The 16,222-nt window shown below is 43.3% G+C and carries 9 protein-coding genes; 6 read left to right on the forward strand and 3 right to left on the reverse strand.

Annotated elements, in window-relative coordinates:
- Window positions 1-11: 11 nt before the first annotated feature.
- The gene (locus tag K7P01_RS14375) at window positions 12-833 is read left to right on the forward strand and encodes an alpha/beta fold hydrolase (RefSeq protein ID WP_267294120.1); all 822 of its coding nucleotides are present in this window, start codon (window positions 12-14) and stop codon (window positions 831-833) included.
- A 209-nt stretch (window positions 834-1,042) separates the two neighbouring features.
- Entirely contained in the window at window positions 1,043-2,395 is a 1,353-nt protein-coding gene (locus tag K7P01_RS14380; protein ID WP_267294122.1) for a PAS domain-containing protein, read from the forward strand.
- A 268-nt stretch (window positions 2,396-2,663) separates the two neighbouring features.
- Here K7P01_RS14380 and K7P01_RS14385 read toward each other — a convergent pair whose 3' ends face one another.
- Both K7P01_RS14385 and K7P01_RS14390 read right to left on the reverse strand, forming a co-directional pair.
- Window positions 2,664-3,062 (reverse strand): cupin domain-containing protein, encoded by a 399-nt coding sequence (locus tag K7P01_RS14385; RefSeq protein ID WP_267294124.1) that lies wholly within the window; start codon window positions 3,060-3,062, stop codon window positions 2,664-2,666.
- A gap of 148 nt (window positions 3,063-3,210) precedes the next feature.
- A complete protein-coding gene (locus K7P01_RS14390; RefSeq protein ID WP_267294126.1) occupies window positions 3,211-4,137 on the reverse strand; it encodes an alpha/beta fold hydrolase in 927 nt (308 codons plus the stop codon).
- A gap of 314 nt (window positions 4,138-4,451) precedes the next feature.
- Between K7P01_RS14390 and K7P01_RS14395 the strand changes: the two genes are divergently transcribed.
- The 4 genes from K7P01_RS14395 to K7P01_RS14410 all read left to right on the forward strand — a co-directional run bounded on the left by K7P01_RS14395 (window position 4,452) and on the right by K7P01_RS14410 (window position 11,326).
- Window positions 4,452-6,731 carry a sensor histidine kinase gene (locus tag K7P01_RS14395; RefSeq protein WP_267294129.1) on the forward strand — a complete coding sequence of 760 codons (2,280 nt, stop codon included), beginning with the start codon at window positions 4,452-4,454 and terminating at the stop codon, window positions 6,729-6,731.
- Between the two features lie 316 nt (window positions 6,732-7,047).
- Window positions 7,048-9,060: a sigma 54-interacting transcriptional regulator gene (locus K7P01_RS14400; RefSeq protein ID WP_267294131.1), complete on the forward strand. Its 2,013-nt coding sequence runs from the start codon at window positions 7,048-7,050 to the stop codon at window positions 9,058-9,060.
- 171 nt (window positions 9,061-9,231) lie between these two features.
- Window positions 9,232-9,981, forward strand: coding sequence for a helix-turn-helix domain-containing protein (locus tag K7P01_RS14405; protein ID WP_267294133.1), 750 nt, complete (start codon window positions 9,232-9,234; stop codon window positions 9,979-9,981).
- A gap of 34 nt (window positions 9,982-10,015) precedes the next feature.
- Window positions 10,016-11,326: a metal-dependent hydrolase family protein gene (locus tag K7P01_RS14410; RefSeq protein ID WP_267294135.1), complete on the forward strand. Its 1,311-nt coding sequence runs from the start codon at window positions 10,016-10,018 to the stop codon at window positions 11,324-11,326.
- A gap of 160 nt (window positions 11,327-11,486) precedes the next feature.
- Here K7P01_RS14410 and K7P01_RS14415 read toward each other — a convergent pair whose 3' ends face one another.
- A complete protein-coding gene (locus K7P01_RS14415; RefSeq protein WP_267294137.1) occupies window positions 11,487-15,680 on the reverse strand; it encodes a hybrid sensor histidine kinase/response regulator in 4,194 nt (1,397 codons plus the stop codon).
- Window positions 15,681-16,222 lie beyond the last annotated feature (542 nt).

Raw genomic sequence — 16,222 nt, forward strand, 5'->3', positions numbered from 1 at the left:
ACCTCACGAAGATGAACAAATTCACAGTTAAAGACGGAACAGAAATCTACTACAAAGACTTAGGTTCAGGACAACCCATTTTCTTTCATCATGGCTGGCCTTTGTCATCCGACGATTGGGATGCCCAAATGATGTTTTTCCTTGAAAAGGGATATCGTGTCATTGCGCACGACAGACGCGGCCATGGACGCTCCACGCAAACGTATACGGGCAACGATATGGATACCTATGCGGCAGACGTTGCCGAGCTTACAGCGCACTTAAACCTTAAAAATGCCATTCACGTGGGGCACTCCACGGGCGGTGGTGAAGCCATACGGTATGCGGCAAAATATGGTAAAGACCGCGTTGCGAAAGTCGTGTTGATCAGTGCCGTTACGCCGTACATGATCAAAGATGACAGAAATCCCGACGGCGTTCCGCTGGCTGTCTTCGATGACATTCGGCACAATACCCGACACAACCGGGCGCAGTTTTATCAGGACATTACCGTGCCATTTTTTGGATACAACAGAGAAGGCGCTCGCGTTACAAAAGGAATACAGGATAATTGGTGGAGACAGGGCATGATGGGTGGCATCAAAGCTCACTACGACTGTGTTAAAGTGTTTTCCGAAACAGACTTTACCGAGGACCTGAAGAGCGTGGATATGCCCGTCCTGGTACTTCACGGTGAAGACGATCAAATTGTTCCGTATGCTACGACCGCGGTAAAAGCACACAAGCTGTTGAAGAAGGGCACGATCATTTTATACCCGGGATTTCCACATGGCATGCCGACTACAGAAGCAGAAACGATTAACAACGACATTCTGAAATTCATTAATTCATAGAAAATTGCAATTCAAGGGGGAGCGATGTGGAGTTACATTTCACATCGCTCCTTTATTTTTTCTGATTTTAAGCGTTGCGCGTCATTTTACGGCACGATCCATCATTCGTCAGGAAAGCCTATCCCACGGTCGGTGCCAAAAACCCCGAAACAAGGCTGCAATTAGTGTATGAGATGTTGTAAATTGAGTAAGGCTATTATAGAACCCAAATGACTACAGCAACGGACGGTTTTTTTGGAATCATGGTGTCGTGGTGGAAAAAGGGCCTGAGAATGGGGTACCACGCTACTACTCCCGGGCTGTTACGGGGTCGTGTCATGTTGCTCAATGGACTGTCAATCATTGCTTCGCTTTCGGTGATTGTATTTTCAATTACCTATGCGCTGATTGGATATCAATATTACTATGGTCCGCTTTATATTCTTCCGGTTGCTGTTTTGGTGCTGTGGTTAAATAATCGCGGCCTTTTTGGGGCAGCACGAAACAGTTATCTGATAGGATCACTGATCGTCGTAAGCTATTGGTGCTATGAAGGTAGAGGAAATGGAAATGAGTTTACATTAATTGCCATTGCTACCATGGCAACCCTGATACTTGAAAAAAAGCACATGATCGTCATCAGTAATCTGTTGTGCTTTTTGATTTTTGTACTTTTCAAAGTCTACGACAGTCAAACGCCATTCATTCCAGATCCCCACATCAATTACAACGTCGTACCCACTGTTATTTTGCTGTATACCGTGGGTATTATCTCCTTCCAGATTGCCTTCTTTCGTGACCTGGCGAAACACTATGACGAAAAGTTGACAATAAAGTACAACGAAGTGCAGGCAGTACAAGAGGAGCTAAAATCCAACAACGAGGAAATCAACTCCATTAATGAGAAGCTGCACGGATTGACAGGTCAGTTGGAAGTCATGGTAAAGGAGAAAACACTGGAGCTGCAAACCTACATCGATGCTATTGACGTAAATCTCTACTCTACGATAAGTGATCTCGAGGGCAACTTCGTTCAGGTGAATGATCAATTGGTTAAGGCTTCCGGATATACCCGGGAAGAATTAATAGGGAAACATTATACGCTGCTTGCCACACCGGCACACCAGGAGGCAAATGCCGATCAACGGAGAGCCAGCCTTCTTGCCGGCAAAGCCTGGCGGGGCGAAGTTGAGCATAAAAGCAAGCAAGGGGAGCTCTATTGGTTTGATTGTGTTGTAGTGCCCATTGTATATGAACACGGAAGGGCGAATGGGTTCCTTTCAATCGGCTTGCCTATCACCGAGCGGAAACTGCATGAGCAGCTTCGTGAGAAGACCCATCTGGTACTTGAGTCTATAGCCTTCAATGCGTCTCATAAAATTCGAGGCCCGATGGCTAGAATAAAGGGGTTATCCTATCTCATTCAAAAGGATTTTCTCAATAAGGAGGAATACAGCGCCATCGCCGAAAGGTTTACCGTCTGTGCAGATGAATTAAGCATGGCGACAAGCGAGCTTGTAGATTTTGTGTACAATCATCAGAAGCTGATGAACCATGAGGGTAGTTCTCCATCTACCTCCTGAAGGCTCCAGCTCACAGTAGAAAACGGCAAAACGGTTAACTAGGTAATGAGTAACAGATCAATTTCAACCCAGGGAAAGGCTCTTTCCATTCTCGGGAGACCTTTAATTTCATCGTTGCCTGTCATTTAACCTTGCCCATAATGAAATAATAAGTGGTCCACCTGCACCAGGTCAATATAGTTTCCAATATTGCTGGAGGCTGATGGCAGTGAGATATTACTGACTTTCTATTTTTGTTCGGGCGATTGCGCTGTATCTCAAAATAATGCTATTTACTAATAGACAGCAGTGGTTTACTTTTATCGACGATATAGGTTGCAAGCTCAGAGGCCTGGTCAGTTCCAACGTTTTTCACTGTGTGAATGGCGCCAGCTGGGATGAAGTAAACATCTCCAGTGGTAAGTGTTACTGGAGCCCTTCCATCGATGGTATATTCCAATGAGCCCGTGATTACATATATGATCTCTTCGCCTGGATGAGAATGCCGAGGATACTTTGTATCAGGAGCAATGTCTACCCGTACCTGGACAACTTCTCGTCCAGGAATGCTAAGGTCCTCACGTATGAGTTCAGTACGGCCTAACTTAGGTGCTTGCGCATTTGCAAAATTTGAGAAGAGAAATGTCGATAGGCCAAATGTGGTAATCATACTAACCAGTAATTTCATATAGTTCTATAATATATCTTTTTACATTATCGCTTTCACCGCGAAAACCTTGCTTTTTTGATGTCTGTCTTATCGCGAGTGAGACTTACACATTGTAAGAATTGTTTAAAAGGGACTGTCACAGCTGCGACAGCCCCTGGGAAGTCCTTTACTTCTTATTAATGAAGCTAAGCAACTCGGAATTAAATTTGTCTAATTCTTCGATAAATAGCGCATGTCCACTTTTTTCCAATGGGACCAGGATGGAACCTTTTACCAATGCATGCATTTGTTCTGCGAGATCATACGTGCAAATTTTATCTAGCTTACCATGAAGAATGAGTGTTGGAATCTTGATGCTCTTCAAATCTCCTCTAAGATCACTATCGCGCAAAGTCTTCATTGCCTCTGCCATAGCGTAAGGAGACGCCTGAGATTGGATTGTTCCCAACCATGCGCCATGGCCTGGAGAAACGCTCGTTTCGCTCGCAGGAAATATCTTTCCAAAGTTTTCGAAAAGTTGAGGACGATTGGTGTTGTTCAGTTTGATTAGTCCATCAACATCTGCTTTTGTCCAAGCACCGAAATTAAAGTCATCGCGTTTAGTCCAGATCGGAGCAGCCGCGCCGAACAATGCAAGCTTTGACACATGCGCTGCATTATATTTGGCAACATAATGAATGACAGTTGCTCCACCCATGGAGAAACCACCGATTGTTGCATCCTGAATTTTCAACTTTTCGAGGACAATCTTGATGTCATCAGAGAATACGTCGTAATCATACTTGCCCGCTGGCTTATCAGACAAACCAAAGCCGCGCAACGTGATGCCGATTACGCGGAAACCATTTTCAACAAGTGCCGCGTACTGATATTCGTACATAGCATCGCTTAAAGGCCATCCATGGATGAGTACTACGGGAGGGCCTTGACCCAGGTCAGTAACATGAAGCTTCACATTTGGTTCAACTTCAATAAATTCTTGACGCCCGTAGCTTCCAGGCACCCGTTTGGTCTGACTAAGACCATCGATCGTCATTAGAAATTGACTGAATAATATCCCGGTCAGTGACATAAGGATCATTTTTGTTTTCATGTAAGTAAAAAATTTGTTTGTAAGGTGTATTCGAATACTTAATGGCACTTCCCATTACAATGCCAATAGTTCACGAAATAGAACTTGTTTAGCCCGAATTGCTCAAGAACGCATTCAATCGATTGCAGTTCCAGTAGAAAGCAGAAGCAAAAAGTTAAGGACCAAAATTTCTCCGAATAAGATGGAGCTGCTCGTAGTAACATCCGAACATTTCGGACTTAGAAGCTAAATTCAAATAAATGGGATATCCGCTCTGTTTGACTTGCTCTCTCGCTTTGTAGTAATTTGCAAGAATTCTTATTTTCTGTTAGAACATGTGCATTTTTTTAAAATACTTCTGTTCTGTCCTGGCGTTTACATTGCTTACAAGTGCCTTAACAATACAAGCCCAGACGTTTAAAATTCATACGCCGTTCCAAGAAGATAGTTTGCGCACAGTGCTTCGCCGCAGCGAACCAGATACGAATAAGATAAATACCTTGCTCGAATTAGGTAATCCGGCGATGAATATCACAGGAAAAGTAGTTACAGATCTTGATACTGCTTACAAATACATTAAACAGGCGGAGGCGCTTAGTAAACTAATACAATTTCCTAAAGGGGAAATTCTAGCCAGTTTCAGGTTAGGCTACATTTTTCTTCAACGAGGGGAAGAGGAGGCATCACGAGCCGTTGTGCAAAGGGCAATTGACTTGTCAGGAAAAAACAGCTACGTGAGATTAGAAGCTCAAGGATGGCACTTTCTGGGCGATTCTTACAACGGACTCGATGATAAGAACTTCTTCGAAAAAATTCGATGCTTTTATCAGTCCGTGCAGCTGTTTGAGAAATCTGGAGACATGTTGGGGGCTGCGGACATGATTGCGCAGATTGCTGAAATTGAAAATATGAAGGGCCTGAATACGGCAGCAAAAGGCAATCTACTCCATGCGTTGGAAATATACCGTTCACTTGGTAAGGAGTCTCAGTATATAAATCAAGTGCTTTCACGCGTAGAGAGGTTTTTGGAAAATTATACCGAAGCATTGGACTACGGCCTATCCAGTTTGAGAATCGCTTTAAAAAACAGGGACAGCACAAACTTATCATTTATTCATCTTGGACTAGGCGTAATTTACGCTGATCTAAGGCTGGAATCTGAAGCTTTAAAACATTACGAGGAGGGGCTTTGGTATTCACGTAAGCAAAAAATTGACTATCTCGCTGCAAACGCTGTTGCGCTTATTTCCCAATCGTTCATCAGGGCACATAAGCCTTACCAAGCCCTTGACTATCTAAAAAAGATGGAGCGGGAATTGTCCAACAGTGATGAGGGATCAAAAAGACAATTTATCGAAGCTTATGCGGAATGCTATACCGCATTGAAAAGGTTCGAGCTCGCTGAAAAATTTATTATTCAGCTGATTGACTTTTGGGAGTCGGACCCAGATCAGAGCGTGAGAATGTTTGGCCACCAAACGGCAGGGAGATTATATGCAAATATGAAAATGTACGAGAAATCGCGCGTGCATCTGGAGAAAGCAATAGCCTTAAATGCAAAAATACGATCCTCGTATGCTGCGCAACACCAACAATTATCACTATTTAAACTTGACTCCGCCCGTGGCAAGTATGTCAGCGCTATTGCACATTATCAGAATTACAAAAATCTAACAGATTCCATTTACAACGAGAAACTAAGCAATCAGATTGCTGATTTGCAAATCAAACATGAGACAGCCGAAAAAGAACAACGTATAGACTTGTTAATGAAAGAAAATCTCATTCAGCAAAGCATTTTAAGCGAGCAGAACTTTCGTCAATACGTTGGTGTGACCGGATTAGTATTGTTGCTTTGCCTCCTGGCGATAACTTTCAGCAGGTTTCAAATCAAGAAACGAGGCAACGCTCTTTTGCAAGAAAAACAAAATGAAATAAATCAGAAGAATGAATCACTCCAAAATATCCTACTTGAAAAGGAGAATTTGCTGGGCCAACAGCGTGTGTTACTGGAGGAGAAAGAGTGGTTACTTAAAGAGAATCACCACCGCGTTAAAAACAATCTTCAGATAGTAATGAGTTTACTCAACTCCCAGGCGGCGTATTTACAGGATGAACAAGCGCTTTCAGCAATACAAAACAGTCAACACCGCGTATATGCTATTTCACTAATTCATCAAAGACTGTATAAATCAAATCACGTGGCGACGATTGAGATGTCATCGTACTTAAGAGAAATCGTTGACTATTTAACGGAGTGTTTTAATGAGCCACAAAAAGCGCGATTTGATTTGGATATAGCACCCTTTGAACTGGATGTCAGCGTAGCAGTTCCACTGGGATTAATTATTAATGAGGCTATCACGAACTGTCTAAAATATGCGTTCCCTGATGGGCGGACTGGTATTGTCACCATCAAGCTTTGTCATACGGTAGAAAAAAAATATCAGCTAACGATCGCCGACAATGGTGTTGGCGTTGGTCAGGGTGTCGATAACATAGGGAAACATTCACTTGGTATGAGCCTGATGAATGGCCTCGCTAAACAGTTAGGTGGAGAATTACAAATAGAAAATAGAAACGGGCTGTCGGTTAATGTCGTGTTTCGCATGTGACACATCAATACAAAATGAGGTAGCATTTCTGGAAAGACTCCAATGAAAATGGATATGATCAAATGCATCCGATGCAAGTATTAAAGTCCGAATATTTCGGATATTTATCCCAATAACTCGTAGGTCCTTCGCCTGGTTTTAGAAACATAACGAAAATCTATTGTGTTTACCCTTTTTTTGCCAGCCATTATGATTTTATGCTTCGACTTTTTGGTAGAAAAATTGTCAATGTTACGAATTTGGATCGATGAGTTGATAAGCCAAATACTTCATATTATAATTGAACAGGATGTTAAAAAAACCTCTAAAAAAATAAATGGCGTCTAACACTGAGACCGATGACAAGCAACGCGATCGAAAATCCGCGTTTCGGATATTAATTGTCGAAGATGAATTTGTTGTCGCCAATGACCTACGAATAATTCTTGAACGCGCAGGTTATGTCGTGGTTGGCATCGCTGCGTCTTTCGAAGAGGCGGATATCTCCGTCGGACAGGCGGCGCCCGATATTGTACTCCTCGATATAATGCTACATGGGCATAAAACAGGTATTGATGTCGCGAATATCCTTAAAGCAAGAAATATTCCTTACGTCTATCTTACCGCCAATTCGAATGATACGGTTTTAACAGCAATGAAGGAGAGCAATCCGCAGTCAGTTATTTTAAAACCTTTTCGCGAAAAAGATGTATTGGTGACCTTTGAGATGGCCTTGTACAAGCATGCCCATAGTGTTGAGTCTGCATTAAGACGACAACAGGATTTACAAATGGAACTTCTCGAGATCTTCACAGCGTCACGTACATGGGAGCAGCAATTGCTATCGGCAGCAAAAACGTTTCAGGCGCATATTTCATTTGATTTCATTCTACTAGGTATAAGTAATGCGCCTGATTATCATAAGCTCTGCGGTTTCAACCGCATTGGAGCTGAAGAGTATCAGGCGATTAAAGTTTCAGATCTTCCAACAATGACATCGTTGCCCCTGAGTGAAATATTGACAGCCCTTGATAGCGAGATATTTAGGCAGGGCGTTTTTGTTTCGGAAGACTTCCAAATAATGAGCAGAGGCAAGCAATTCACTTTTGTACTTGCAAAAGTATTCAAATTTGAATCCGCACTGGTGTATGCATTCAAACTCACGCAAGGTGGTCAATTCGTGATGACATTCTATAGCAGGAATTCGTCTGGCTATGGTGCTTCTTCACTGCAGCAGGTGAAGCGGCTTGAACAGCCTTTAGCCCTTGCGCTTGACAGGCTGTTAGCGTTTGATGAGATCGAAAAACTTAGTGAACAGCTCAAACAAGAGAATCGATACTTACAGGAAGAAGTAAAGACTGCCGCAAATTTTGATGAAATTATCGGAAAAAGCGCGCCGTTGAAAAAAGTTTTTGATATGGTAAGGCAAGTATCGAATACTGATACCTCGGTCATTATATTGGGTGAGAGTGGAACCGGAAAGGAACTTATTGCGAGGTCAATACACAACTCATCAGCGCGGAAAGGAAAAATTCTGGTAAAGGTGAATTGTGCCACGCTACCTGCTAATCTTATCGAGTCGGAATTATTCGGTCATGAGAAGGGCGCATTTACCGGTGCAATAGATAGGCGCATTGGAAAGTTTGAACTTGCTCACGGTGGCAGTATTTTTCTTGATGAGATAGGCGAACTTCCAACAGATTTGCAGGCTAAGCTTTTACGCGTTCTCCAGGAGAAAGAATTTGAACGTCTTGGGGGAAAGACCACGCTAAAGGCCGATGTCAGGATAATTGCCGCGACCAATCGCGATTTAGAAAAGGAGGTCTCGGAAGGAAGATTCCGTCTTGATCTTTATTATCGGTTAAATGTATTTCCGATAAAATTGCCGCCGTTGCGGGAACGCATTGAAGACATTCCTCTTTTGGCGAATTTTTTCGCGAAAAAGTTCTGTACAAAAGTTGGCAAGCCCTTTACAAACATCGGCCAGGGTTCGATGGAGGAATTGTTGCGTTACGATTGGCCGGGAAACATCCGGGAACTCGAGAACGTAGTGGAGCGCGCTGTCATTATCCATGATGGCCAAAGCACCTTAGCATGGGCACAGCCGCTCATAAACAGGTTTGCAGTTCCAGTAGTAAAAGAAGAGCATTTACGACCAGTCAAAACATTGCAAGAGGTTAAACAGAAACAGCATGACACGGAACGTGAATATTTAATTTCAGTGTTGCGTACGGCGAATGGAAGAATTCGCGGCAGGAACGGCGCCTCGGAATTGCTTGGACTCAAACCGACAACGCTTGAGTCAAGGATGAAGAAATTGAATATAACAAAAGAAGATATTTTTGATTGACCAGAAAATATAATATGGAATTAAATATTGGACTTACTATAGCAAGTAGAAAACAAGTATGTGCAATGTTATGAACCTTGCTTCCAGATGAGCTTGTCCTTGCGCATAAGGCAAGGCATGCGCACCGGAATGTCACCGGACCGAACTGGCGTAAACTATAGATCAGACAACATGAATAGAGACTTAAATTACGAATTAGTTAAACCCGACAAATCGATTGCCGAGTTCGTAGAAAGTTTTTGGTTGTTGCAAAACCTGTCTGAAAGCGATAAAAAAATTATTGTATTACCTGATGGAAGAATTGACTTGATTTTTATAAAATCTGGAAACGGACCATTTCGGGCTATCCTTTTAGGAATTGAGACTTATCCCGATGAGGTAATTCTTAAAAGCAATACAATAATGTTAGTTATTAGTTTCAAGTTACTCGCCATAGAATATGTATTCAAAAATCCAATTTCTAACTTATTAAACAGCGCTCAAAATTTGCCATCCGACTACTGGGGTGTTAGTCTAACAGAATTGAACGATTTCGTCCTTTTCTATAAAAAAGCGACACGGATAATTCAATCACTTTTACCTTCAGAGATTGACAGTAGAAAAGAAAAACTGTTTGGCCTACTTTATTCTTCAAATGGAGAAATGACTGTAAAGGAACTCTCAGGGAAGGTTTTTTGGAGCAGCAGGCAAATCAATCGCTATTTCAATCAGCAATTTGGACTTTCATTAAAAGCATATTGCAACATCCTTCGCTTTCGAGCTTCTTTTAAGCATATAAAAAAGGGCAAGATATTTCCACAACAAAAATTTGCGGATCAATCTCATTTTATCAGAGAAGTGAAAAAACTTTCTGGTGCATTACCCAAAGAATTGAGGAAAAATCAAAACGACCGATTTATCCAATTTTCTACCCTACAATAGAAATAATCTTGCATCATAGATTTTGAATCCTAAAATGATGCAAACTAAAAGAACAGCAATTGTCAACGTACATGTGTTTGACGGCACTAAAATGCTAGGGCAAAAGAACGTAGTCTTTCAGCATGGTAAAATTATTTCTATTTCAAATGAAGTACCAATTGGTGCTGAAGTTATAGACGGAAGAGGGTGCACATTACTTCCTGGATTAATAGATGCACATGTTCATACATCTGAGGACTCATTGAGAGATGCCATACTGTTTGGAGTAACCACCGAATTAGAAATGCAAGGTGGCATGACGAAGAAAGGTCGTGAATTACAACTAAAGGACAAGTTTAATGTCGCCGATGTTCGTTCATCTGGCATGGCGTTAACAGCACCGGGTGGACATCCCGATGAATTAATTCCCAAAGAGGAGGGTATTCCAAGCTTCATCTTGAAGAAGATGGAGAAAATGACTGAGGAAGAAAAGCAGGAATTCATTGCTTCATTCGAAGAAAGAAAAAGTGAAGATGGAAATAAATTGGATGTTACAACCAAAGATGGTGCTGTGAAGTTTGTAAGACAACAAATGGAAAACGGTGCGGACTACTTCAAAATAATGATTGAAGAAGGAACGGTTATGAATGCTCCAGGTTTACCAATGATACAGCCAGAAGTGATGAGAGCCGCAGTTGATGAAGCTCACAAATTAGGAAAAATAGTAATCGCCCATGTTTTAACAGCCGAAGCTGCAAAAACTGCTGTTGATGTCGGTGTTGATGGCCTGGCTCATTTATTTATCGACAGACCTGATTGGACTCCTGAGCTTATCAAAGCTATTGCAGATAAGGGAATTTTTGTAACACCTTGTTTAGTACTTAATTCATCAATAATAGGAACGTCGGCTTGTCATGTTGCAAAGGATAAACGTGTCGAACATAAACTAAATGAAGACTGGAAAATGACCATGTGTTCATGTTTCAATACGTTTCCCGCTGGCAATATGGAGGATAATTTCAATAACGTGAAGGATTTATTCGATGCAGGTGTTGACATTCTTGTGGGTACAGATGTATCCGTTCCAATGCCACATTTAGGCGGACTTGCACACGGAGTAAGTGTTCATCATGAAATGCAATTATTAGTTGACGCCGGCTTAAGCCCTACGGATGCTTTAAGATCAGCCACCTCCGTAATAGCAAAAAGATTTAGCTTGACAGACAGAGGCCAAATTGCGGAAGGTTTGAGAGCTGATTTAGTATTAGTAAAAGGAAATCCTTCTGAGAACATTTCTGATTCGCTTTCCATACTTAACGTATGGAAAGAAGGTGCCGAAATAAATTTGTGTGTTGATAAGAACTAAAATGTCTCCATCTAGCTCCTGAACGTTTCCTGCTCGCAGTAGAAAACGGCAAGACGGTTAACTAAGGGATGGGCAACTGATCAAATTTCAATTTTTTGTTTTGTACCCTATCCTCATTGAAGCGGGACGCGTCATCGATAATGGGATTGACTGAATGATGTCAGTGAGGGTCAACGGGGAGACGGGGGGACATTATCTGTAGTGCCCATTTTTCCAGGAGCTCTACCAGGTTTTCCAGCTTAATCGGTTTGCTGATATAATCATCCATGCCAGCTTGGAGGCAGATCTCGCGATCGCCTTGCATGGCATTGGCGGTCATGGCCACGATGAGGGGTTGTGAATCTGTTCGTAACCGGATCCGTCGTGTCGCTTCAAGGCCGTCCATAACGGGCATCTGAACATCCATCAGCACCACGTCATAGATTTTTGCATCGAGCGCATTCAACGCTTCCTGGCCGTTCAGAGCCTGGTCGGGACTATAGCCTAGTTTGGTGAGTATCCGTTCTGCCAATTTTTGATTCACCGGATTATCCTCGGTGACCAGTATGCGCAAAGGATACTGTCTGGCAAAGTCAGTCGATAATTTTTTCTTGCTCGTAGTTTCCTCTACCATCGTTTTACCTTTCTGCGGATTGAGTTGTGCGACGATGTGTTTGAAAAGCATAGCTTGCTTAACAGGCTTGGTCAATACCGAAGCAAACAGTTCCGTATACTCTTTGGTCTTATCATCACCCACCGAGCTCAGGAGTATAATGGGAAGGCCTTTTTGTTTCCTCCGGATCTGCCTGGCCAGGTCTATGCCATCCATCTCCGGCATCTGCATATCCGAAAGCACAAGATCAAAATCTGCAACCTGCGAAAGGATCTCCAATGCTTCTGCACCGGAGACGGCCAACGTAGGTATCAATTTCCATTGCTCCAATTGATTTTTGAAAATACTCCGGTTGGTAAAGTTATCATCGACAACGAGAATCTTCCGGCCTTCGATATTCGCCAGGTGATGATGTACATACGTGCGGGAAGACTCCTGGCTTACAGTGGCCCGGATCGTGAACGTGAAGGTGGTGCCTTGGTCCGCCACGCTCTCGACCAGGATTTTCCCGCCCATCAGTCCAACCAGTTTTTCGCAAATGACCAGGCCTAAGCCTGTACCGCCGTATTTACGAGTTGTGGATGAGTCAACCTGGGAGAATGCTTTGAACAGCTGGTTGATCTTATCTTTCGGAATACCTATACCCGTATCGCGAACCTCGAAGCCAAGCTCGATCGCATGGCCTTGTGCATGTAGCAAATGGACCCCCACAAAAACTTCTCCCTTATGGGTGAACTTGACGGCATTGCTAACCAGGTTAAGTATAATTTGCCGAAGCCTTACAACGTCGCCAATAATTTGGGACGGTACATTATAGTCGATTTCGTAGATAAGATCCAAACCGACCTTTACCGCTTTGGTGGCAAAAACATCCAACACCTCTTCAATGCAAGTCCGCAAGTCAAAGTCTTTTTCTTCAAGCTCCATTTTTCCGGACTCTATCTTTGAAAAATCGAGGATATCATTGATTACCGTAAGCAAGCTTTCTCCACAACTTTTAATGGTTTCTGTATACTCTTGCTGCTCGCTGGTCTGCGACGTCTCGGCCAGTAACGACGCCATGCCGATCACGCCATTCATAGGCGTTCGTATTTCATGACTCATGGTTGCGAGAAAAACGCTTTTTGCTTTGTTTGCCTCCTCGGCTTCTTGCCGTGCTTTTTCTGCTTCTTGCCGTTGGCGTTGAAGCTCTTCGTTCTGTTTCGTGATCTCCGCCGTACCTTGCCGTATTTTTTCTTCCAGTAGAACACGTTGCTGTTTGATCGTGTTGATCCGGTTCCTCACAAATGTATAGATACATCCGGTAATGCCGGCGACCATCAGCATTCGGAACCACCACGTAGCCCAGTACGGAGGTGTAATGTAGATCTTGATGGATGTACCTTTTTCGTTCCATACCCCGTCGTTGTTCGTGGCTTTTACCCGGAAGGTATACTCACCCGGATCCAGGTTGGTGTAGGTGGCTTTCCGTTGCGTACCCACGTAATTCCACCCCTTATCAAAACCTTCTAAGATATAGGCATAACGGCTTTTTTCAGGGAGCGTATAATTCAACGCGGCGTAGTCTAAAGAAAATACAGATTGTTTATAGGAGAGCGTCAATTCCCGGGCGTCGTTGATATGGCTTTTAAGCGGCGAATCTTTTTCCGAGGGTTTTACCGATTTGTTAAAGATCTGGAAGTCGGTTATAAAGACTGGCGGGATAAATGGATTGATGCGAATACTATCCGGATGAAAAATAGTAAATCCCCGGGAGCCGCCAAAGAGCATCTCTCCCTTCCGTGTTTTAAGGTATGCCCCGCGGTTGAAGTTGGGGCCCTGCAACCCATCATTTAATTCATAGTTCCGGAAGGTTTTAGCAACCGGGTTGAAACAGGAAATCCCGTTATTCGTGCCCATCCACAAATTTCCATGGCTGTCTTCCAAAATGCTCTGAATGACGTTGCTGGGCAAACCATCCTTCAGGAAGTAGTGCGTAAAGGTTTGGGTATCCGGATGGAAAAGGTTTAATCCATTATTGGTTCCTATCCATAAATTTTTCTTTTTATCCTTGTAGATGGCAAGGACCCTGTTATTGCTCAAGCTCCGGGGATCATTATCATCGTGTTTGTAATGCGTAAACCGGTAGGTGTCTTTGTTCCGGAGATCTAGTCCGCCGCCCATGGTTCCGATCCATAAATTTTCGTTCTCGTCCTGGAAAAGAGTACTGATGTTCATCGAACTGATACGCTGTGCGTCCTTGGGATCTGGCAGATAATGAATAAAGGTGCTGTTGCTTTTATCGTAATAGTTCAACCCGCCCAGGGACGTGCCCACCCACCAATTTCCTTTCTTATCTTCCAGCAAGGCAAGGACATTGTCACCGGCGATGCCACTGTTACCGGCAGTATCCACAGGGAAAGTATAGAACTTTCCGCTTTCGGGATTTGTCAACCGGCTGAATCCACCCCCCCGGTACATCCCTATATAAAACGTTTTGTCGCGGCTTTGTCGGATCGTTAAGACTACATCGCTGGGGAGACTGGTGGGCGTTGATTGGTGGCGATAATGACGAAAGGTATTATTCTTCCGGTCGAACACCGTAATGCCGCCGCCATCGGTGCCGATCCAGAGCTGGCCTTTGTCGTCTTCCGTAAAAGTATTGACGTTGTTATGACTCAGGCTATTGCTGTTGTTGGGTTCTTTTTTGTAGCTGGCAAATTTAGCCGGTTCCTGATCCAGGAAATCGACGCCGCCGCCAAAGGTAGACAGCCATAGATTCCCTTTATTGTCCTTGTAAATATCCTCGAAGGAGTTGGCGCTGATACCCAACGGATCTTTGTCGTCTTGCATATACCGGTAAAACAGCTTCTTCTTTTTATTGTAAAGGTTCAGGCCGCCATTCTCTGTGCCTAGCCATAAATACCCCTTGTCATCTTCGTTAATACAAAGAATTGTATTATGCGACAAGCTATTGGGGTTATCGGGTTCGTGCTGGAAACGGGTAAAGGTATTCGTCTTCCGGTCCAGCAGGTTCAAGCCTTTAGAATCGGTTCCAACCCAGAGATTTTCTTCGCGATCTTCATAGATAGAAAGGACAGCGTTTTGACTGATGCTGTGTACATTGGCCGGATCGTTTTGAAAATGTATGAACCTGTTTCTTTTCCGGTCAAACTGATCCAGGCCTCCTTTTCCGGTTCCCACCCACAAATGGTCGGTCTTGTCTTCCAGCAGGGCGTAAACATCATTATGGGCCAGGCTACCTGGATCTCCGGAATGGTGTTGGTAGTGAATAAATTGATTCTTTTTTGTATCCAGCAGGTCCAATCCACCTTTGGTACCGATCCATAGATTATCCTGCTTATCGACCAAAACGCTCTGGACTGAGTTATGGCTAAGGCTGTTGGGATTCTGGGGATTATTTACATAGCGAATGAATTTATCGCTCTTCCATTCGTATTTGCTCAGACCACCATCGTATGTACCGATCCATAAATTGCCTTGCTGGTCTTCTTTCACGGACAAGATAAAGTTTCCACCGATACTGGTAGAATCCTCATGATTGCGTCGGTATATTGTAAAGGTATACCCATCGTATTTATTCAATCCGTCGCGGGTACCAATCCAGATAAATCCTTTCCGGTCCTGTAAGACGCACGTAGCATTATTTACGGAAAGACCCTGTGTAGAAGACATGTTTTTATACTTGAAAACGAGCTTCTGGGCGTGGATGGCATGCACGATCGACAGCCAGGCCACCCCAATCAGTAAATATTTTTTCATCTATGGAAATGAATTTACCTAACCTGTAAAGGTACAGCTCGGTGACTGGGGGAAAATCAGGTGAATCCTGAATTTGAAAAAATCAGGAGTGGAGTGTATTGAGAATAAGCGAGGGCTTGCGTTCCATTTAGTGGGGTCTCATCGTCGCTGCGTGGCTATTTTTCTTGGTTTTCTTGAAAAGTAGAAGTGCACTTCAAATCTGTTTTGATGATTTGCAGTCTTTTGAATGATTTGATATTGAATCTGGCAGAGGAAGAGAGATTATGAGACATGATCCCTTTGTTGAGGCAGCAGAGGAGGAGGTTCTGTAACCCGTCCTGCAAACTGCTTATTACCAATGTTTTATTTCAAAGCCAGTAAATGACTCACCAATTTCCGCGGCGCATTTCGCGATGCCGCAAGTCTGATCTAAAGATACGTTTTTTGTCCAAGGTCAGAGCTTCGTAGGCCGAAATTCAGTACATGGAAATCTTATGGGCAGTGAAAAGGAAGGGTGGATCAAGGGCACCGCTTCATTTACTTTTGTCGTGGTCTTTCAGCGG

It is taken from the genome of Parachryseolinea silvisoli (assembly GCF_021190955.1).
GTDB lineage: Bacteria > Bacteroidota > Bacteroidia > Cytophagales > Cyclobacteriaceae > Ohtaekwangia > Ohtaekwangia silvisoli.

Bases quoted from the DNA above. Each gene is read 5' to 3' on its own strand.
- K7P01_RS14415 (WP_267294137.1), bottom strand. From the start codon at position 15,680: ATGAAAAAATATTTACTGATTGGGGTGGCCTGGCTGTCGATCGTGCAT.
- K7P01_RS14375 (WP_267294120.1), top strand. From the start codon at position 12: ATGAACAAATTCACAGTTAAAGACGGAACAGAAATCTACTACAAAGAC.
- K7P01_RS14395 (WP_267294129.1), top strand. From the start codon at position 4,452: ATGTGCATTTTTTTAAAATACTTCTGTTCTGTCCTGGCGTTTACATTG.
- K7P01_RS14400 (WP_267294131.1), top strand. From the start codon at position 7,048: ATGGCGTCTAACACTGAGACCGATGACAAGCAACGCGATCGAAAATCC.
- K7P01_RS14380 (WP_267294122.1), top strand. From the start codon at position 1,043: ATGACTACAGCAACGGACGGTTTTTTTGGAATCATGGTGTCGTGGTGG.
- K7P01_RS14390 (WP_267294126.1), bottom strand. From the start codon at position 4,137: ATGAAAACAAAAATGATCCTTATGTCACTGACCGGGATATTATTCAGT.
- K7P01_RS14405 (WP_267294133.1), top strand. From the start codon at position 9,232: ATGAATAGAGACTTAAATTACGAATTAGTTAAACCCGACAAATCGATT.
- K7P01_RS14410 (WP_267294135.1), top strand. From the start codon at position 10,016: ATGATGCAAACTAAAAGAACAGCAATTGTCAACGTACATGTGTTTGAC.
- K7P01_RS14385 (WP_267294124.1), bottom strand. From the start codon at position 3,062: ATGAAATTACTGGTTAGTATGATTACCACATTTGGCCTATCGACATTT.